The organism is Pseudooceanicola pacificus (assembly GCF_009789075.1).
GTDB classification, from domain to species: domain Bacteria; phylum Pseudomonadota; class Alphaproteobacteria; order Rhodobacterales; family Rhodobacteraceae; genus Pseudooceanicola; species Pseudooceanicola pacificus.
This window is the reverse complement of the sequence record NZ_WNXQ01000008.1, coordinates 96,077-116,356: the sequence shown is the minus strand read 5'-3', so window position 1 is coordinate 116,356 and position 20,280 is coordinate 96,077. Positions and strand designations below refer to the sequence as shown.

The 20,280-nt window shown below is 65.4% G+C and carries 16 protein-coding genes; 11 read left to right on the top strand and 5 right to left on the bottom strand.

The window, feature by feature from the left end; genetic code table 11:
- Positions 1–44: 44 nt before the first annotated feature.
- The 4 genes from GLS40_RS13855 to GLS40_RS13840 are packed head-to-tail and all read right to left on the bottom strand — an operon-like array spanning position 45 to position 4,630.
- Positions 45–908 (bottom strand): carbohydrate ABC transporter permease, encoded by an 864-nt coding sequence (locus tag GLS40_RS13855; protein ID WP_160383329.1) that lies wholly within the window; start codon positions 906–908, stop codon positions 45–47.
- Entirely contained in the window at positions 901–1,992 is a 1,092-nt protein-coding gene (locus tag GLS40_RS13850; RefSeq protein ID WP_160383328.1) for an ABC transporter ATP-binding protein, read from the bottom strand. Before GLS40_RS13850 ends, GLS40_RS13855 begins: the two co-directional genes overlap by 8 nt.
- Positions 1,992–3,080 (bottom strand): ABC transporter ATP-binding protein, encoded by a 1,089-nt coding sequence (locus GLS40_RS13845; protein WP_160383327.1) that lies wholly within the window; start codon positions 3,078–3,080, stop codon positions 1,992–1,994. The genes GLS40_RS13850 and GLS40_RS13845 overlap by 1 nt, the downstream gene beginning before the upstream one ends.
- Complete coding sequence (locus GLS40_RS13840) at positions 3,077–4,630, bottom strand: FGGY-family carbohydrate kinase (protein ID WP_160383326.1); 1,554 nt, start codon at positions 4,628–4,630, stop codon at positions 3,077–3,079. Before GLS40_RS13840 ends, GLS40_RS13845 begins: the two co-directional genes overlap by 4 nt.
- A 276-nt stretch (positions 4,631–4,906) precedes the next feature.
- Here GLS40_RS13840 and GLS40_RS13835 point away from each other — a divergent pair, with 276 nt between their 5' ends.
- The gene (locus GLS40_RS13835; protein WP_160383325.1) at positions 4,907–6,649 is read left to right on the top strand and encodes a glycerol-3-phosphate dehydrogenase/oxidase; all 1,743 of its coding nucleotides are present in this window, start codon (positions 4,907–4,909) and stop codon (positions 6,647–6,649) included.
- Positions 6,627–7,412 carry a GntR family transcriptional regulator gene (locus GLS40_RS13830; RefSeq protein WP_160383324.1) on the top strand — a complete coding sequence of 262 codons (786 nt, stop codon included), beginning with the start codon at positions 6,627–6,629 and terminating at the stop codon, positions 7,410–7,412. Before GLS40_RS13835 ends, GLS40_RS13830 begins: the two co-directional genes overlap by 23 nt.
- 225 nt (positions 7,413–7,637) lie before the next feature.
- Here the strand turns inward: GLS40_RS13830 and GLS40_RS13825 are convergent, their stop codons facing one another.
- Positions 7,638–8,516, bottom strand: coding sequence for a LysR family transcriptional regulator (locus tag GLS40_RS13825; RefSeq protein WP_160383323.1), 879 nt, complete (start codon positions 8,514–8,516; stop codon positions 7,638–7,640).
- A gap of 98 nt (positions 8,517–8,614) precedes the next feature.
- On the opposite strand from GLS40_RS13825, the gene GLS40_RS13820 reads away from it, so the two are divergent.
- The 9 genes from GLS40_RS13820 (at position 8,615) to GLS40_RS13780 (ending at position 20,219) form a co-directional block, all read left to right on the top strand.
- Complete coding sequence (locus tag GLS40_RS13820) at positions 8,615–9,376, top strand: SDR family NAD(P)-dependent oxidoreductase (protein ID WP_160383322.1); 762 nt, start codon at positions 8,615–8,617, stop codon at positions 9,374–9,376.
- Positions 9,373–9,774: a carboxymuconolactone decarboxylase family protein gene (locus tag GLS40_RS13815; protein ID WP_160383321.1), complete on the top strand. Its 402-nt coding sequence runs from the start codon at positions 9,373–9,375 to the stop codon at positions 9,772–9,774. The genes GLS40_RS13820 and GLS40_RS13815 overlap by 4 nt, the downstream gene beginning before the upstream one ends.
- Before the next feature lie 650 nt (positions 9,775–10,424).
- Entirely contained in the window at positions 10,425–12,866 is a 2,442-nt protein-coding gene (locus GLS40_RS13810; protein WP_160383320.1) for a GcvT family protein, read from the top strand.
- A gap of 305 nt (positions 12,867–13,171) precedes the next feature.
- On the top strand, positions 13,172–13,612 hold the full coding sequence (locus GLS40_RS13805; RefSeq protein ID WP_160383319.1) for a tripartite tricarboxylate transporter TctB family protein: 441 nt from the start codon (positions 13,172–13,174) through the stop codon (positions 13,610–13,612).
- A gap of 7 nt (positions 13,613–13,619) precedes the next feature.
- Complete coding sequence (locus GLS40_RS13800; RefSeq protein WP_160383318.1) at positions 13,620–15,143, top strand: tripartite tricarboxylate transporter permease; 1,524 nt, start codon at positions 13,620–13,622, stop codon at positions 15,141–15,143.
- Positions 15,140–16,081 (top strand): Bug family tripartite tricarboxylate transporter substrate binding protein, encoded by a 942-nt coding sequence (locus GLS40_RS13795; RefSeq protein ID WP_160383317.1) that lies wholly within the window; start codon positions 15,140–15,142, stop codon positions 16,079–16,081. The genes GLS40_RS13800 and GLS40_RS13795 overlap by 4 nt, the downstream gene beginning before the upstream one ends.
- 69 nt (positions 16,082–16,150) lie before the next feature.
- On the top strand, positions 16,151–17,359 hold the full coding sequence (locus GLS40_RS13790; RefSeq protein ID WP_160383316.1) for a CaiB/BaiF CoA transferase family protein: 1,209 nt from the start codon (positions 16,151–16,153) through the stop codon (positions 17,357–17,359).
- A gap of 338 nt (positions 17,360–17,697) precedes the next feature.
- Positions 17,698–18,648 carry a LysR family transcriptional regulator gene (locus GLS40_RS13785; protein ID WP_160383315.1) on the top strand — a complete coding sequence of 317 codons (951 nt, stop codon included), beginning with the start codon at positions 17,698–17,700 and terminating at the stop codon, positions 18,646–18,648.
- A gap of 380 nt (positions 18,649–19,028) precedes the next feature.
- On the top strand, positions 19,029–20,219 hold the full coding sequence (locus tag GLS40_RS13780) for a cytochrome P450 (RefSeq protein ID WP_160383314.1): 1,191 nt from the start codon (positions 19,029–19,031) through the stop codon (positions 20,217–20,219).
- The last annotated feature ends 61 nt before the right edge of the window (positions 20,220–20,280 follow it).

The following is a 20,280-nucleotide window of genomic DNA, read 5'->3' as shown; positions in this document are numbered from 1 at the left end:
GCGGGTTGTGCGGAGGTTTGGGTTTGCATGGTCATATCGTCACCTCACTGTGCGCTGACGCGCTGGAGGATCGTGTAGAACACGTAGGACACCAGCAGGATCACGAGGAAATAGATCAGGGAGAACGCCGCCGCCGGTCCAAGGTCGAACTGGCCCACCGCCATGTTCACCAGCCGGATCGACAGGAACGTGGTCGCGCTGCCAGGCCCGCCGCCAGTCACCACGAAAGGTTCGGCATAGATCATGAAACTGTCCATGAAGCGCAGCAGCACCGCGATGGTCAGAACGCTACGCATCTTAGGCAGCTCGATGTAACGAAAGATCGCCACGCGGCTGGCGCCGTCGATCCGGGCCGCCTGGTAATAGGCGTCGGGGATCGAGCGCAGACCGGCAAAGGCCAGCAGCGCCACCAGCGGCGTCCAGTGCCAGACATCCATCACGACGATGGTCACCCAGGCAGAGATCGGATCGGCGGTGTAGTTGAACCCGATGCCCAGGTCGTTGATGACCCGCCCGAAAAAGCCGATTTCGGGGCGCGCGTAGAGCTGCCAGATCGTGCCGACCACGTTGAACGGGATCAGCAGCGGCAGGGCGAGGAAGACGATGGCGAGCGAGGATTTCCACCCGGCCCTCGGCAAGGCCAGCGCCACCAGGACGCCAAGCGGGATCTCGATCGCCAGAACGATGCCGGAAAACGCCATCTGGCGCAGAAAGGCGCGGTGGACCTCGGGGTCGCGCAGGGTTTCGCGGAACCACTCCAGCCCGATCAGGTAGCGCTGGCCCGGCCCGAAGATGTCCTGAACCGAGTAGTTGACCACCGTCATCAGCGGGATCACGGCCGAAAAGGCCACCAGGATCACCACCGGAAGGATCAGGAACCAGGCTCTGTTATCCTGTGTCTTATGCATCGAGATCTCCGATCAGACTGTCGTCGGCATAGAGAAGGGTGTGTTTCGGCGGAAAGCTGACCCCAAAGGGAGCGGCCGGCAGCGCGACATCGTCGGGCACGCGCATCGCCAGGGCGGTCTCGCCGATCCGCAGATCGGCGACATAGCTGTCACCCCGGGGCTGAAGCTCGATCAGATGCGCGGCGATCTGGGGCGTGCCGGACGTGTCCAGCCGCAGATGCTGCGGGCGGATGCCGATCTTCAGCGACTGCCCGCTTGAGATGCTGCGCGAAAGGGCCGGCGGCAGCGGCAATGAACCGCCAGAGAAGACAAGCCGTTCCCCTTCGGCACGGCAGGGAATGAAGTTCATCCCCGGCGAGCCGATGAAATTGCCCACGAAGGTATGGCTGGGCCTCTCGTAGAGCTGTTCGGGGGTTCCGGCCTGCATCACCTCGCCCTCGGCCATCACCACCACCTCGTCGGCCAGGGTCAGCGCCTCGCTCTGGTCGTGGGTCACGTAGATCAGGGTCAGGCCCAATTCCTCGTGCAGGAGCTTCAGCTTGCGGCGCAGTTCGAATTTCACATGCGGGTCGATCACCGTCAGCGGTTCGTCGAACAGCACCGCCGCCACGTCCGAGCGCACGAGGCCGCGGCCCAGGCTGATCTTCTGCTTTTCGGCAGCGCCCAGCCCGGAGGCGCGCTTTTTCAGCAGCGGGCCCAGGTCGAGCATCTCCGCCACGTCGGCAACGCGGCGGCGGATCTCGTCCGTTGGCAGGCGGCGGTTCTTTAGCGGAAAGGCAAGGTTCTGCTCGACGGTCATGGTGTCGTAGAGCACGGGAAACTGAAACACCTGCGCGATGTTGCGCTTTTCCGTCGGCAGATCCGACACGTCGGTCCCGTCGAACAGGATGCGGCCCGTGCTCTGGCGCACGAGGCCGGAGATGATGTTCAGCATCGAGGATTTGCCGCAGCCAGAGGGCCCGAGCAACGCATAGGCGCGGCCGTCTTCCCAGGTCAGGTCCACCTGCTTCAGGGCCAGAGCGCCCGGGTCGGAGAGATTGCCGTCATAGGAATGACGCAGCGAGTCGATCACGATCTGGGCCATTATGCTGCCTCCGACTGACGGGAACCGGGCGTGGCAAGCAACTGGCCTGACGCGTCGAACAGAAAGCAGCCCGCCGGGTCGATGGTGACCCTGCACTCGCTGCCGGTGGGCTGGGGATGCACACCGTCGCGTTTCATCACCCATTCATGGCCGCCATGTTCGAAATGCACGAAGGTGCCCGAACCATCGACCTCGCACAGGCTCACGCGGCCGCACAGGTCTTCGGCTTCCCTGCTCGCGGCGGGGCGGATGCGATGCGGTGGAACCCCAAGCAGGCATGACCCCGGGACGGACCCCTGCATGTGCCGGGGCAGTGCCGTGCGGATCCCTGCAAACTCGATCATCGACCCCGAGACGCTGCACCGGATCACATTCATCGGCGGGTCGTAGAAAATCTCGGCGACCTTGGTCGAGCAGGGGTTGGCGTGAACCTCTGCCGCCGGGCCAACCTGGATCACCCGGCCCTCGTCCATGACGATGGTGGTGCCGCCCATTTGCAGCGCCTCGTCGGGTTCCGTTGTCGAATAGACCACGGTTGCCTCGCCGCCGCGAAAGATCCGCCTGAGATCGGCGCGCAGTTCCTCGCGCAGTTTGTAGTCGAGATTGACCAGCGGTTCGTCGAGCAGCAGGACGCCGGCCTCCTTGACCAGGGCACGGGCGATGGCCAGCCGCTGCTGCTGACCGCCGGACAGGTTCTGCGGCAGGCGGTCAAGCAGGTGGTCGATACGCACCATCCTGGCAGCGGTCCGGACCTTCGCATCCAGCGCTGCCCGGTCCATCCCCTTGCGCCGCAACGGCGCCGCGATGTTGTCGTAGACCGTGAAGGACGGGTAATTGACGAACTGCTGATAGACAAAGGCGATGTCGCGGCGGCGCACCGGCATCCCGGTCAGGTCGGTGCCGTTGTGAACCAGCGTACCGCGATCCGGGCGTTGCAGCCCCGCCGCCACGCGCAGCAGCGATGTCTTTCCGGCTCCGGTCCGGCCCAGAAGCACGTAGAGGTTGCCCGGTTCGAAGGACAGGGTCACGTCCTCCAGCCAGGTTTCTCCGCCCACCTTGCAGCCGATGTTGTTGATTTCAAACGTCATGCGGATGCCCCGACATAGCTGGAGGCACAATCGGGCGCCGTGTGCGGCACCCATGCCGCGGACAGCCGTTCGCCGACCTCGCTGAACCGGCGATAGCGCGCCTTGAGCACTTCGACGCGGTCCGGGTCGGGCGTGTGCGTCCGTGAAATTCGTGTCATCCCGGCGATGGCGTGGGTCAGATCGGGCTGCATTCCCACGGCCACGGCGGCGCACATGGCACCGCCCTTGGCGCCGAATTCTGACCCGTTGGCCACGGCAAGCGGCAGGTTCAGCGCATCGCAGAAGATCTGTGACCAGACCGGGCTGCGGGACGGGCCGCCGGACAGCAGCGCGCGACGGATGCCACGGGTGCCCGAAGCGCCGAGCAGGTAGCCGATGTCCTGACAATGGGCAAAGACGATACCTTCGAACACGGCGCGCAGGACGTCGGGCAAGCGGCTGCCCGCCTGCACCCCGAGCAATCCCGCTGGCGCACCGCTTGGCCCGCCAAAGACATAGGGGAAGAACAGGATGCCGCAGTCACGGTCGATCGCGCTTTCCACCAGGTCGCTGCACACCTCGTAGATCGACCGGCCGTTGCGCCGGGCGATGTCGGCCTCGGCTGCAAGGAGCGTGTTGCACACCCATTCGAGATTGCTGGCCGAAGTGGCCGCCGCCATGGTGGCGAGGTATTTTCCCTCCGTCGGATAGGCGACCTGCAAGGTCGGCAGCGGATCGAGCGACGGCGTCGCGTAAAGGCGGGAATTGATGCTGAAGGTGCCGGCGACGACGCTCAGTTCGTCCGCGCGGGTCAGGCCCGACGCAAGCGAACAGGCGACCACGTCATAGACGCCACGACAGACGGGCGTCCCTTCCAGCAGGCCGGTCTGCGCCGCGGCCTCGGCGGTGACATGGCCGGCGATCTCGGTCGAGGCACCGATGTCCGGCAGCTTGTCGATACAGTCCCTGAGGCCGGCGGCGATCAGCGCATCGGTCGCATAGCGCCCCTTTGCGACATCGGCAAAACCGGCGCATCCGGCATCGGTCGGATCGGTCGAGATGTCACCGCATAGCCGCAGGCGGAGGAAGTCCTTGCACAGCAGGACATGCCGGGTGCGTTTCAGGACGTCGGGCTGATGCTGTGCGAACCACGCAAGGATCGGCAGGCTCTGACCCGCCCAGACCGCTTGCTGAATTGCCGCTTCCAGGTCCGATTTCAGCCCGGTGCGGTCCCAGGTGTTGATGGTTTCGGCACTGCGCGTATCGGTCGATCCGATACCGGGGCGGACGACGGCCCCGTCTGCGTCCACGAAATACAGCCCGGCCCCATAGCCGACTGCGGTGACGGCGGCGATATCGCCCGGCGAGGTGCCGGTCTTGTCGAGCACTGCGCGGATGCCCTCGCAGGCCGCATGCCACATGCCGTCCGGGTCCCGCTCCGTCCAGCCCGCGTGCGGAAACTGGATCCGGTTGGGACTGTGTTCGCAGGCGATCTCGTTGCCGACGTCATCGAACAACGCAACCTTTGTCATGGTACCGCCCGAGTCGATACCGAGTAGCCGAGCCACCATATTCCTCCTCCCTGGTTCCTTCGCGGCCTTCTGGCCGTCTTGTACGTTGAGCACTCACCCTCTAACATGTAATTACATGTGGACTATGGGGACGTGAGGGGCTGTCTGTCAATAGCGTTGGATCCCGACCAATGTCGCATAAACAGCGCCAGAAAGTGCGAATACTGCAGAGATTCGTGCGTCAGGGTTGGCGGATGTGGTTTATTTTGACACCACTCTCAGCCACTTGTAATTATATGTTTGCAGGGCAGCCGGAGGGGCTGCCGGGAGGAACCGATGGAAAAACGCAGCGAAATCCTGGGCCGCCTGAGCAGCGGAGCGTTCGATGGCACTGTCCTGATCGTCGGCGGAGGCATCAACGGAGTCGGGGTCTATCGCGACCTCGCTGCGCAGGGCGTGCCCGCGCTTCTCGTTGACAAGGGCGACTTTGCCTCCGGCACCAGCTCGGCACCTTCGAGGCTGATTCATGGCGGCCTCCGCTACCTGGAAACCGGTGAATTCCAGCTTGTGCGCGAATCCGTCGAAGAGCGGAACCGCCTGTTGCTGAACGCCCCGCACCTGGTGAAGCCGATCCCGGTCTGGGTTCCCGCGCTCAGCCGGTTCGGGGGGGCGCTGTCCGCAGGGTTGCGCTTTCTGCGCCTGAAACGGACGCCCGGCGCCAAAGGCTCCATCGTGGTGCGGATGGGACTCGCCCTGTTCGACCGCTTCGGCGACAAGGACCGCAGCATGCCGCGCCACAGGGCGGTCCCGATCTCCGAGGCGCGCGGGCGCGTCGGATTCGCATCCGGCGTGCGCGCGGTTCTAGAATACTGGGACGCCCGGATCGTTTCGCCCGAACGCTACACGCTCGAACTGGTGGAGGATGCCGAAAACGATTGCCCGGCCTCTGGTGCGCTGCCCTACATGGCCCTGTCCGGTCTGGTCGACGGCCGCGTGCTGCTGACCGATTGCCTCGATGGCGAGAGGTTCACCATGCGCCCCGCCCTGGTGGTGAATTGCGCCGGTCCCTGGATCGACCCGGTCGACGCGAAAATCGGCATTTCCGAACCGCTCAGCGACGGGACGAAGGGCTCGCACCTGATCCTCGAACGCCCGGATCTGGTGCGCGAACTCGACGGCGCGATGCTGTATTTTGAAACCCATGACCATCGCGCCTGCCTGGTCTACGCGCTCGATCAACGGATGATCCTGCTGGGCACGACCGATCTGCGCACCAAGCAGGTCGACGAGGCACGATGCAGCGACGAAGAGATCGAATACCTGTTCGGCGTGCTGCGGGATGTCCTGCCCCAAAGCCGCCCGGCGCGGGATCAGATCCGTTTCACTTTTGCGGGCGTGCGTCCGCTGCCGCGCAGCGATGCGGGCGCGACGGGGGCCATCAGCCGCGATCACACATTCCGCGACTTCCCTGCCGATGAGGCGCGCCCCTTCGAGGTGGTCACGCTGGTTGGCGGGAAATGGACGACCTATCGCGCCTGCGCCGAACAACTTGTCGACCGTATCCTGCCCCGCCTGAACAAGACCCGCCTGCGCTCGACCTTGACCGTACCGGTCGGGGGCGGCCGGGATTTTCCGAGCGAGAGCGCGGGACAACAGGCGCTGGTTGCCACGGTGGCCCGCGACGGCGGCATCGCAACGGCGGCGGCGGAACGCCTGGTCGCACGATACGGCACCCGCGCCAGGACCATCGCGCAAAGCCTCGATGAGGCCGGGCGCAAAGCGCTTTCCGGTGCCTCTGAATACCTTGTCGGCGAGATCCTTTACATGCTGCGCCACGAGCGTGTCGCGCGTCTGCAGGACATCGTGCTGCGGCGCAGTCTGCTGGCATTCGAAGGAAAGGCGAGCGAAACCACGGTGCGTGCAGTGGCCGATATCGTCGCGCCGGAACTGGGCTGGACCCCCGAGCAGCGGAACGCCGAAGTGGAGAAGCTGCTTGAGCAACTTGCAGAACGGCATCATGTTTCGAACATGAGGTATGAAAAAAGGGCAACCACAGATGACGAAGCCACCGTTGCCTGAAGCCGGATCCTCCACCGCCACGGATGTCCTGTCACGGTCGGACGACGACCTGAAGCTGCCGCTTTGGGCCCAGCTGAAGGTCTGGCTCATGTCCCAGATCACAAGCGGTCAGCTGCCTCCGCATGCGCAGTTGCCGTCCGAGGCCGACCTCTGCCGGCGCTTCGGCGTCTCAAGAACGGTGGTGCGCGAGGCGCTCAAGCAGCTGGTCATGGAACAGCGCATCTACAAGATGCAGGGCAAGGGTTCCTTTGTGAGCGAGCCCCGCACCGATCAGGATTTTGTCGGCTCGACCATGTCCTTCACCAGCGACCTGCAACGTTCGGGTCATATCGTGACGCGCCGCTTGTTGAACCAGTCGCTGCGGGCGCCCACCGAACAGGAGGCACGCCTGCTCCAGCTGACCGAAGAAGAGACCGAAGTTGTCGAGCTTGACCGGGTTCTCTGTGTCGATGGAGAGCCGCGCACGCGGGTCTTGGCTGTGCTGCGGGCGTCGGCGGTGCCGGGGCTTGCGGCAGCGCCCATCGGCAACCGCTCGCTCTACCAGACCCTGCAGCAGCGCTATGGGATTTTCCTGAAGAAGGCCGAACGCTGGATCAGTGCCGCAAATGCCGATGCCGGGTCCGCGTCGTTGCTGCAAATCGAACCCGGCAGCGCCGTGCTGAACATCCAGTCTGTCTCGACAGACCAGAACGGCCGACAGATCGAACTGTATTTCGCCCAGCACAGGACCGACAAATCCCGCCTGCATTTCTTCATCAAGTGAGGACGCGCCTCGACAAGCTGGCAATGCCCCGTGTTCCCTCTCGGGGTTGGCGCCGCGCAATGACCGCCTGGCGAAGCCATGCCTGCAATTCCGAATCCATGTTGTCATCCGGTTCAAGCGCGCACCGATTGGTCACGACTTTCCTTGTCCGGTGACAAGGAGTTGGGGACCGTGGGCGGCACGATCCGCCGCGCAAGCGTCCGGTTCGCGGGGCAAAGCAGTCAGTCACGCGAACTTAGACAGCGCGAATGCGATGAACCGCTTTGTCCTCAGCGGCATGTGCCGATCGCGGTGATAGAGCAGGGACATGGGCCTTTCGGGAAGCTGCCAATCCTCCAGAACCGGAACAAGCGTGCCCCTCTGGATGTCCGCCTGCACCAGCACGGCGGGAAGCATTCCCAGCCCCAGGCCCGCCCGGATTGCATTGCGCATGGCGTGGCCGGAGTTGACCGTGATCGCGTGGGATGGCGTCCATCGCAGCGTTTCGCCGTCGCGGGTCATCCGCCAGGGGCGCCCTGCGCCGAGGGCAAACAGGACGGCTTCATGACCCGTCAGGTCGTCCGGGTGATCTGGGACGCCAGCCTTTGCCAGATAGGCCGGTGACGCACAGATCCGCATCCGGTAGGGGGCAAGCGGCCGGTGAACGAGGGCACTGTCCTCAAGCACGCCGATGCGGAACGCCAGATCGACGCCGGCCGGGATCAGATCCAGATTGCGGTCCGACAGAACGATGTCGAGCTCCACATCCGGTGCGGCGGCACGAAACGCACCGAGAGCGGGCATGAGCGCCTCTGCCCCGAAGCTGGTCGGCGCGGTGATGCGCAGCCGGCCCCTGGGGCGCCCGTCAGGATCGCCCGCCAGCCCCTCGGACAGGGCCACCTGATCGAGAATGTCGATGCAGTGCTGCAGGTAGGTTCCGCCAAACTCGGTCAGGCTCTGCTGGCGCGTCGAACGATTGAGAAGCCGGGCCTGCAACCGGTCTTCCAGAGCCGAGAGCCGCTGGCCCACCAGGGCGCCGGACACGCCAAGCTCGTGGCCTGCGGCATTCATCGACCCGCTGCGCACGATGGCGACGAAGGTCCGCATGGCGACAAACAGGTCCAATTATAAAGCCCGGCTTTTAGGTGTTCGTAGATTTGTGTCGATTATGCCTGAAAACCTTTTCCCGTAACAGGGTCCTGTTCGACAGGAAAGGACTCAAGATGGCGATGAAGCGCTTTCAGGATCGCACGATCCTCGTCACTGGCGCGGGCAGCGGAATGGGCCGCGATGCGGCCCTGCGGCTGGCGCAGGACGGGGCCAGGGTTCTGCTGTGGGGGCGGCGCGCGAAGCCGCTGGAGGATCTCGCGCGGGACATTCAGGCGAACGGCGGCACGGCACTTGCGCAGGTCTGCGATATCGCCGATCCCGACCAAATCGGCGCCGCGCTGGACGAGGCGGTCGGCCCCGGCGGCAGGCTGGACGGGGTTTTTGCCAATGCCCTCCACCTGGGGGCGTTCAAACCCCTGGCGCAGACGGGTCCGCAGGATTTCAGCGATCTCGTCGCCGTCAACCTGATCGGCACGCAGCAGACCGTGGCACAGGCGATGGCCCGGATGGACGCGGGGTCGGTCGTGATCAACGCATCCTGGACAGCCCATGCCGTGATGCCCGGCACCGGCGCCTATGCCGCGACCAAAGCGGGGCTGATTGCCATGATGCGGATCTGGGCCGTCGAGGCAGGGCCAGCCGGGATCCGCGTGAACGCGATCAGCCCGGGGATCATCCTCACCCCGATGGCGGATGCGGTGCTGGACCCTGCCGTTTCGGCGCAATTGTCGGGCCATACGCCGCTTCGCCGCAACGGACGGCCTGGGGATATCTGCGGTACGGTCGCATGGCTTCTCTCTGACGATGCCGCATTCGTCACCGGGCAGGAGATCACCGTCGATGGCGGCTTTACCCTTGGAGGAGCACTGCGATGACACACGACACAAACCGCGGGTACACCCTTGCAGAAGATGTGAACCCGGGACTCCGCGATATTCTGGAAGGCCGTTATGGGCATGTCCTGCCGGGAATGGGCGACACGGTGGAGCGTTATGCCTATGGCGAGTTCTATGCCCGTCCCGGCCTCGAACTGCGCCAGCGTTACCTGTGCACTGTCGCCGCGCTCGCCGCGCTTGGCGGTCAGACAGGTCCGCAACTCAGGATCAACATCGCGGCAGGGCTCCGCGCCGGTCTGAGCAAGACCGAGATCGCCGAGGCAATCTGGCAGATGGCTCTTTACGGCGGTCTACCCGCCGCGATCAATGCCCTCAACGCCGCGCTGGAGGTCTTTGCCGAGCACGATCTGGCCGGTAAGCCGCTGCCCATTCGATGAGGGCATGCGCGATCTCCTCTAGACCCGTCAAGTCGACGGCGTGCCGTGTCAGGGCCACGCCGTCCTGCAAGGCGAGACGGTGACATCCGATGTGGTCACGCGCGCCCCGCTCTGGGCGGTTTTCCGATCCATGCAGAACACTCGAAAGCAGCGTGCCGCCATAGCTGTTCACCTGGTCGAGGTCGGGCTTGAGCGTCAGCAGGTTCGCCATCGCATCCGGTAGACCCTCCCACCCGGCGACCTGCACGGGTATGGGCCCTTCCGGATCCGGTCGATCATGTCCGGGCGGGCCATCTCGACCGGGGGCAGGCGGGCCGATCACCTCCTGTGCCCGGGCCAGGAACCTGGATGCAGCCGGTTTGTCGCGGCTTTCGACGGATCGAAACCATGTCGATGCAGCGGATCCCCTCCAACAGGCGTGTGCAACAGCGCGCCTTTGCAATCGCGACCGCATCCCCGGCTGCCACCGCGAGACGGCCCGCCGTGCCGCCCGTCGTCCCGGATCCCGGTCGCGGGGGTCCGACAGGCTGGCGCCGCGCCTTGCAGCCGGATCGCGGCGTTTGCAACAGGGGTCCTCAAGCTGCGGTTTTCGACCGCGACAAGCCCGGTCTGGCCGATTAGGTTCGCGCTGTCTGTTGAAGGGGGTGCCGATGCAATCACATGCCAGGGTCGTTGTCGTAGGAGGGGGCTGTGTCGGGGCATCCATCCTGTTCGGTCTGACTGAACAGGGGTGTTCCGATGCCGTCTTGCTGGAACGCAGCCAGTTGACCGCCGGGTCGACCTGGCATGCGGCGGGTTTGCTGGTCACCTTCGTGCGCTCGCATGTCATCAGCCAGATGACGATGGAAACGATCCGGATCTACGGCGATGTGGAACGCCGGCTTGGAACCTCCTGCGGGCTGCGTCAGGTGGGCCAGCTGCGCGTCGCCAACACCCAGGACCGCTGGGATGAGTTTCAAAGCTATATCGCCATCGCCGAGGCCGCCGGCGTTCCCGCGCAGCTGCTGACGCCCGAAGAGGTGCAGGACCGGCATCCATTCCTCTCCCCCAGCAGCTCCATCCGTGGCGGGATCCTTCACCCCGAGGACGGGTACATCAACCCGGCCGACATCACCCAGGGGCTGGCGCGGCTGGCGCGGGACCAGGGCGCGAAGATCCACCAGAACACCGAAGCGCTGTCTTATGAAAAGCTTTCCGGCGGCGGGTGGAAGGTTGTCACCTCGCAGGGCGCGATCACCTGCGAATACCTGGTCTTTGCCACCGGCAACTATGCCCGCGAGAATGCCAAACGTGTGGGGCTGGACCTGCCGTGCATCCCCATCGTCCATCAATACTGGACAACCGAGGTGGTGCCCGCCCTGAAGGACCGCAAGGCCAGGGGGCTGCCCGAACTGCCGATCCTGCGCGACGAGGATTACGGCGCCTATCTGCGCGAGGATGTCGGCGCCTTTCAGTTCGGGCCCTATGAATTCGAAAAGGATCTGAAGCTGTTCGCCGTGGACGGTGTGCCCAGGGATTTTGGCGCCGACCTGCTGCCCGAGGATTTCGACGCCGTGGAAACCCAGTGGGAACGGGCCATCGAACGGGTTCCGGCCCTGGGCGAGGTCGGTATCAAGGCCAATACCCGGGGGCCGTTCCAGATGACCCCGGACGAGATGCCGCTCTGCGGCCCCGCACCCGGCCATGACGGGCTGTGGCTGGCCGAGGGCGTGCCGGGCGGCATCCTCTGGGGCGGCACGATGGGCGCACGGCTGAGCCGCTGGATCCTGAACGGCGATCCGGGCATCGACATGTCCGCGCTCGACCCCCGCCGCTTTGGCGACTACGTCACCAAGCGCTGGACGGCCGACAAGGTGCGCGAGACCTGGGGGCGGCACATGCTCCCCCATATCCCGGGAGAGGATACGCCAGCGGGCCGCCCGCTGAAGACGGTGGGCTCCTACGACCTGCTGACGGCAAAGGGGGCGGTCTGGACCGTGCTCGACGGCTACGAGGTCCCGAACTGGTACGCCCCGTCGCCCGAACTCGCCGTGCCCGAGGCCAGCTTTCGCAGGACGCGGTCGATGGAACATGTCGCGGCCGAAGTGCGCGCGACCCGCAGCGCCGCCGGCCTGATCGAGATGTCGCCGATGACCAAGTTCCGCCTGCGGGGGCCCGGTGCCGCGGCCTGGCTGGACGGGCTTCTGGCCAACGCGCTGCCGAAGGTGGGGCGCCTTTCCCTCAGCGTCATGTGCAATGCGCGCGGCGGGATCGACGCGGAATATACCGTTGTGCGGTTGGGCGAGGACGAATTCTACCTCGTCAGCACCCCGAATGGCGAGGTCCGCAACCTCGACCAGCTGTCGCGGCTGTTGCCCGGGGACGGCAGCGTCATCCTCGACAACCTGTCCGAGCAGCTTGGCGTCATTGCCATCGCCGGCCCGAAATCGCGCGAGATCCTGCAACCGCTGACCGACAACGACCTGTCGAACGAGGCCTTTCCCTGGCTCACGGCCCAGCTGGGCGAGGTCGGCTATGCGCGCGATGTCCGGCTCATCCGGGTCAGCTACACCGGCGAACTGGGGTGGGAATTGCACCACCCCGTCGCCTACAACCGGCACCTGGTCGATCTGCTGCTGAGCGCCGGTGCCCCGCACGGGCTGGTGCCATTCGGTCTGAGGGCGCTTGAATCGATGCGGCTGGAAAAATCCTATCGCGCCATCAACCGCGAGCTGTCGCAGGACATCTCGCCGCTGGAGGCAGGGCTGGGCCGGTTCGTCAAGCTGAACAAGGGCGCATTCCTGGGACGCGACGCCCTGAGCGCCGAAGCGGCGGCAGGATCGACCCGGGGTCTGGTGACGCTGAAATTGCCGTCATGTGACACATCCGTCCTGGCGGACGAGGGCGTCTACAAGGACGGCGCGCTGGTTGGCCGGGTGACATCGGGCGGGTATTCCTATCATTTCGGCCACGACATCGCGATGGCCCTGGTTCCCCCGGGCCTCTCGGGCGAAGGCACCACGCTTCAAGTCTCTGTTCATGGAGAGGTGCGCGACGCGGTCGTGACGCATGACAGCATGTATGACCCCACAAGCGCACGGGCGCGGATGTAGGGGACGCGGCGGTCGCAAACCGCGGCGAAATCAGGCGCGGCGGTGTGCAATACCCCGGCTGCGCCGGGGATCTTGCCATCATTCAACCCGAATACCCGGGTCTGCCCCTGTCGCTGCGGCAGGGTCACAGCATGACTCTGCCCGGCAATGACTGCGCCGAAATCCGGCGGACCGTCGGCGACGCGGCGGGTCGCTTTGGTGATCAGCAAAGCTTATCATATTGAAGAAAGTTTTTAGTATTCTTTAGCGCCTTGGCACGATTACCCTTGGGTCTGCCCGATCCAGCGGTCGGGGCGGGAGGATTCATGAAACGTGCAAACGCTATCACCGGCGTCGTGCTGGCGATCGTCGCCATCCTGTCCCTGGTGGTCATCATTCCCTGGCAGATCGAGACCGGTCCGCAGGGCATGATGTCCCCCCGGCTGGTGCCGCAGATCATGATGGGCTGCATTCTGCTGCTTTCGGTTCTTCTGTTCGTGACCAACCTCGGCCCGGACGAGACCGGTGCCCCGCAGCCCTTCAGCCAGGCGGAACTCAGGGCCCTGGCCCTGATCGGCGGGATCTTTGCCCTGTCCATCGTGCTTTACTATCTGATCGGCCCGCTCGCCTTTGGCGTGACGCTGGTCGCGGGTTCGCTGATCGGGCTGGGCGAGCGGCGCCCGCTTGTCATCGTCGCGATGCCGCTTGTCCTGATGCTCATGCTCTGGGCCTTGTTCTACAAGGTTCTCGGCACGGCGATCCTGTGAGGCGGCGATGGAACATGTCCTGACCGCGTTCCAGAACGTCTTTACCGGCCCGGCGCTGTTCTGGGTCGGGGCCGGGGTTCTGCTGGGCTACATCCTCGGGGCGATCCCGGGACTCGGGAAGGCAACCGGCGCGGCCGTGGCCATTCCGCTGACCTATTACCTGGACCCGGTTTCGGCGCTTGGCCTGCTGATCGGCATCGCCAAGGGATCGGGCGCGGGCAGCGCGGTGTCGGCCATTCTGCTCAATACGCCAGGCGAGCCGTCCTCGGCCCCCACAGCGCTTGACGGATACCCGCTCGCGCGGCAGGGCAACGCGCAGAAAGCCCTGAAAATGGGTCTGTTTGCCTCGGTCATCGGCGACTTCCTGTCGACCATCGTGCTGATCGTCCTGGCCGCGCCGCTTGCCCGCTATGCCCTGCTGATCGGCCCGGTGGAGCTTTGCGCGATCCTGATCTTCTCGCTCACCTTCATCGGGGGGCTGTCGGGCGGGTCGATGATCAAGGGGCTGATCGCCGCCTGTTTCGGCATCTTCTTCGCCACCGTCGGGATGGAGACCGAAACCTTCGTCCCCCGCCTGACCTTCGGCTTCCTGCAGCTGGATGACGGCATTTCCCTGGTCCCGATGGCGATCGGGATGCTGGCGGTGGCGGAAATGATCGTGCAGGCCGGCAACCGGCGCGAGATCGACGCCCAGTCGGCCGAGATGAAGGACAGCGACAATCCCGACGACCGGCGCATCACCGGCGCGGAATGGCGGCGCTGCGCCCCGGTCATCCTGCGCGGCACGTTCATAGGCTCTGTCGTGGGGATTCTGCCCGGTCTTGGCGCCTCTGTCGGGTCGTTCCTGTCCTACGGCGCGACCAAACGGGCCTCGAAGACGCCCGAAAAATTCGGCACCGGCATGATCGAGGGGGTGGCCGCGGCCGAAAGCGCGGACAATGCGGTGGTGCCGTCCAGCTTCGTGCCGCTCTTTGCGCTTGGCATACCCGGCAGCGTGATTGCCGCGATCCTGATCGCCGCCTTCATCCTGCACGGGCTGACGCCGGGCCCGCGCATGTTCGTGGAACAGCCCGGCCTGGTCGCGGACCTCTATGTCGCGATGCTGTCGGCCAGCCTCATCATGCTGATCCTGGGCTACGCCGGGCAGCGGTTCTTTGCGATGATCATCCGGGTGCCGCTGCGCCTCATCATTCCCGGCGTGCTGCTGTTCTGCTGTGTCGGCTCGTACATGGAGACGTCGAGCGCCTTTTCGATCTACGTCATGCTCTTCTTCACGCTGATCGGATTCCTGTCGCGCAAGCTGGATTTCAGCTTTGTGACCTTCCTCATCGGCTTCGTCATCGCGCCCAAGCTTGAGCTCAGCTTTCGCCAGTCGCTGCAGCTGCTCGATCACGACTGGGCGAACCTTGTCCACCATCCAATTGCCATCGTCTTCTTCCTTGCCGCGGTTGTCACTGTTCTGGCTGTCGCACGGAAGCAGGCCGGACAATCCGTCGAACCAATCGACATCGAAAGGGAGGAACTATCATGACAACCAGACGCACAGTTATTGCCACTGCCGCCGGGCTGGTCCTTGCGCTTAGCGGCTTTGCCGCCGTGGCGCAGGATTACCCGACCAGGCCGATCACGATGTTCGTGGGTTATGGCGCAGGCGGACAGACCGACCTGATCGCCCGCGCCTCGGCCAAGGTCCTGTCGGAACAGCTGGGCCAGCCGGTGAACGTGGTCAACAAGCCCGGCGCCGGCGGCGCGGTCGCGGCAAACGAGCTGAAGAGCAAGGCGCCCGACGGCTATACCATGCTGTTCCAGTCCAACGCCGTCATCAACGCGGCCCCGTTCCTGATGGATCGGGTCGATTTCAAACCGGACGATTTCGAATACGCCGGCATGATCACCGCCTACCAGACCGGCATGGCCGCACCGAAAGACGCCCCCTATGACACGCTGCCGGAATTCATCGCATGGGCGAAACAGAACCCGGGCTTTGCCTATGCCGCCCTGTCGTCCGAAGCGCGGATGTACATGGACGCGATTGCCGAGAGAGAGGGGCTGGAAGCCAATGCCGTGCCGGTCCAGTCGGGGTCCGAGATGGTGAACACCCTGATCGCGCATCAGGTGGCCGTCGCCTTCTCGGGCGGCATCCACTACCGCTATCCGGACGAGATCAAGACCATCGCGCCGACGACAACCTTCCGTCACCCCTCGGCCCCCGACGTGCCGACCATCGAAGAGGCCGGGTTCGATCTGGCCATGGACACGCGGACGGTCATCATCCTGCCCAAGGGCACCCCGAAGGACGTGATCGACAAGATCAGCACGGCGCTGAAAGCGGCTGAAACAGACCCTGATTTCGTCAAGGTGACCAAGGCTGCCGACATCCCGATCATGTATTACGACGCCGCCGCCGCGACGAAGGAAATGAACGACACCTACACCAAGAACAAAGCCATTCTGACGGGCGGCAACTGAGCCTGACATGACATTGCCACGGGCCGTCACGGCCCGCGGCCTTCCGCAATCCGAACCGACCGAGGCCCCATGTTCCAGCCACTCAAAGGTGTGACCGTCGTCGATCTGAGCCAGATCCTCGCCGGACCCTATGCAACCTACCTGCTGTCCCTGATGGGGGCCGACGTCATCAAGATCGAAAAGCCCGGCCAGGGCGACTGGACCCGCGACCTGGGCCCCATCAAGGACCTGTCGGCCCGCAAGATGGGTCTGGGCTACATGACCCAGAACGCGGGCAAGAAATCGGTCGCGATCGACCTCAAGACCGGCGAGGGCCTGGGTCTGGTCAAGCAGATCATCGCCGGGGCCGACATCTTCGTCGAGAATTTCAAACCCGGCATCGCCGAGAAACTGGGGTTGGGCTTCGCGCCGGTGAAGGCGATGAACCCCAGGATCCTCTATTGCTCCATCTCGGCCTATGGCCAGACCGGCCCCTTTGCCCCCCGCCCCGCCTATGATCACGTCATCCAGGGCATGTGCGGCATCATGAAGACCACCGGCAGCGCCGAAAGCGGGCCGACCAAGGTGGGTGCGCCCTATGTCGACTATGCCACGGGCATGAACGCCGCGCTCGCCATCGTCTCGGGCCTGCACGAGGTGCGCCGGACCGGGGCGGCCGTGCACCTGGACGTCGCGATGCTGGACACGGCGCTGATGCTCATGGCCTCGCTGATGACGCAGCACCTGTCATCCGGCTGGGTCCCCGCGCCGAACGGCAACGAGGCCTGGAGCGCGAGCCCCTCGTCCGGCGCGTTCGAGACGACAGACGGGTTGCTGATGCTGGCCGCGAACAACGATGCCCAGTTCCACAAGCTCTGCATCGCGCTTGGCCGGTCCGATCTGGCCGAGGATCCGCGATATGCCTCGCCCTCGGAACGGGCGCTCAATGCCCCGACGCTGCGCACCGAGCTGAACCGCATCTTCCTGACCCGGTCGGCGGCGGAATGGGAGCTCCTGCTGGCCGATCACAAGGTGCCCGCCGCCCGCGTGCGCGGCCTGGACGAGGCGCTGGCCGAGGACCACCTCCGCGCCCGGGGCGTGACGCAGGAACTGACCGTCACCGGCGATGTCGACCATACCGTGCATGTCCCGACGCTGAGCTTTCTGGCGGACGGCCACGCCACCGGACCGCAGAGCGGCCCGCGCCCCCTTGGCGCGGATACGGAGGCGGTTCTGCAGGCGCTCAACATCGACCCCGAGCGCATCCGCGACCTGCGCGAGGCCCGCGTGATCGGATAAAGGGCGCGTCAAGCGGGGACAGGCTGGGCGGTCGCCGTCAAGGGGGGCGTCAACCGCCGGATGCCGGGGCGGTTGCGCCACTTGGCTGACCGCGCGCCTTGCGTCCATGCGACGCCGCGCACCGGGATCGGGACGCTCAGCCGTGGATCGCCCGCGCGGTCCCGGCGGGCATCCGGTCCCCGGCATCGCGCGGATGTTCCGCCGCAATGACCTTGAACGTGGTCCACAACCTGCCGCAGCCGATGGCCGCGCGGACCTGCCGGGGCTCATGTGGCTGGCCTGAACGGCCCGGATGATAGACAGTGCCATGCGGTTTCCCGGATTCGGAAGGTTTTCCTTTGGCCCACTCTCCCCAGCATCTCGACCGGTTGCGCCTGCGTCACCTGCGTCTGCTGGAGCTGATCGCCGATCACAGGTCCCTGCGCGCGGTGGCGCAACATCTTGGCCTGACGCAGCCGGCCGTGTCGCAGATGGTGAAGGATCTGGAATTCGCATTCGGCGCCGATCTGGTGGACCGCTCCGTGCGCGGCGTGTCGTTGAGCGCGGCGGGTCAGCTTGCCCTGCAACGCACCCGCACCGGGCTGGCGACCTTTTCCCATCTCGCGCATCAGCTCGACATGGCCGAACCGCCGGTCCTGCGGATCGGCACCAACCCGGCGGTCATGCTCGACCTGCTGCCCAGTGCGCTGACACTGGCCGCCCTCGCAGAGGAGGGGCCGCGGTTCATCATCCGCACCGGGCTGGCGCATGACATGACAACGGCACTCTGGGACGGCGAGATCGACTGCTACGTGGGCCGTGTCGACTGGGACGAGGTCCCGCCCGAGGCCGCCGTCGCGCTGCGCCACGACCCGCTGATGGCGACGGAGCTGGTCGTGGCCTGTGCCGAGGACCATCCGCTGGCTCAAAAGCGGGACCTGGAGGTGGCCGATCTGGCCGGGCATATCTGGGCCCTGCCGCCTGGCGACTCGCGCAACCGCGTGGCCATCGACACCGGCCTGCGCAACAACGGCCTGCCCGCCGCCACGGTGCGCTATGAAATCGCCGCCGATCCGAATTCGCTGCTGCTGCTGGCACGGCGGGCCGGTGTTCTGACGGTCGTGCCGCGCAACGCTCTGGAGGCGACGCCCCCGGGCCTTCGCGCGCTCGACCTGCCCGCACTTGCGATGCCGGCGGTGCAACTGGGTCTCTTCACCCTGGTCGAGAGCGAGCAATTGCGCGCCGTGCAGGCCCTGCGCGACGCGCTGCGCCACGCCGCCCAAAGCGCCACGGGCATCGCAGCGACCTGAAAAACCGGGCCGCAGGGCCGATCCGCTCCGCGACCGGTGCCAGCCGGACCCGGGACTGCCGCGCCGATGCACGCAAGCGTCAGGCTGACCGCTGCGCCCGAAAGTCCTCGGTTTCAGGCTGGTCCGATCATCGCGCGGGGCCATCGGTTGTCGGTGAGCCAGACCGAACAGCATGTCGGCAAATGGATCAAGCGTGCCGGGGCCGGTTGGCGTCTCGCAAAGGGGTCCCTTCGCTGGCCCCGCGCGCGATGCCTTGGGGACAGGTCACCCCGGTCAGTTCCAGCTGGTCAGTACCGCGCTGTCCGCCAGCTGGACATGCGTGCATCTTACCTTTTCAGGTCAGGTGCGATCTCAGCATGATTTCGTCAGGAGGAGAGGCCATGCTTGTTCAACACAAACACCCACGCGCGGAATACGATGTCGATCTCTATTCCGACGATGCGATCCTCGACCCGTACGACCACTACCGGGAAATTCGCGACCGTGGGCCGGCGGTCTGGTTGCCGCGTCACGATCTCTGGGCCATCGGGCGGCATGCCGATGTGCGCGCGGCTCTGGCGGCACATGACGTGCTGATTTCCGGCCGGGGCGTCGCGGCCAACGACGAGGTCAACAAGATTGCCAACAACAACATCCTCGCCACCGACGAACCGGCCCATGGAAAGCTGCGCAAGGTCATCGCGGCGCCGGTGATGCCCCGTGGCCTGGCCGCGGTGAAAGAGCGGATCGCCGCCACGGCGCAGGACATGATTGCCGGCCTGGTCGAGCGGGGCAGTTTCGACGGAATGCGCGACCTTGCGCAGATCCTGCCGCTGACGGTTGTCTCGGAGCTTCTGGGTCTGCCGGAATCGGGGCGGCAGAACATGCTCCGCTGGGCGGCGGCCTCCTTCGACGCGCTTGGCGGGGGCAACGCGCGGCGCGACGCGGCCTTTCCGACGATCCTTGAGCTGCGCGAGTTCTGCAACAACGGGGCCACGCGCGAGGCGGTGAAGCCCGGCAGCTGGGTGGCCGGGCTTTATGATGCGGCGGATGCGGGTCTGATCGACCCGAACCTCGTGCCACAGTTCACCCGTGACTACATCGCGCCCAGCCTCGACACGACGATCTTTGCCACCGGCCACCTGATGTACCATCTGGGCCAGAGCCCCGAGCAATGGGACACGTTGCGCGCAAACCCCCGACTGATCGGCAATGCAATCAATGAGGCGATCCGGATCGAGGCGCCGATCCGCGGTTTCACCCGCTACGCCGCCGAGGATTACGACGTCGACGGCACGATCATTCCCAAGGGCGACCGGGTCATCGTTCTGTATGCCTCTGCCAACCGGGACGAGCGGCAATGGGACCAGCCCGACCGGTTCGACCTGCACCGCGTCGTGACCGATCACGTCGGGTTCGGCCACGGCGTGCATCAATGCATGGGCATGCAGCTTGCCCGGCTTGAGATGCGGTCCATCCTCGAGGCGATGATCGGGCCCGTGGCCCGGATCGAGACCGGCGAGCCGGTGTTCGAGATCAACAATGTCCTGCGCGGCTATCGGCAGCTTCCGATGAGGTTCCATGCGGCGTGAGGTCTTCGTGCCCGCGCGCCTATGTGATCGCTGAACCGGAAAGGCCTGGCCCATGCTGACG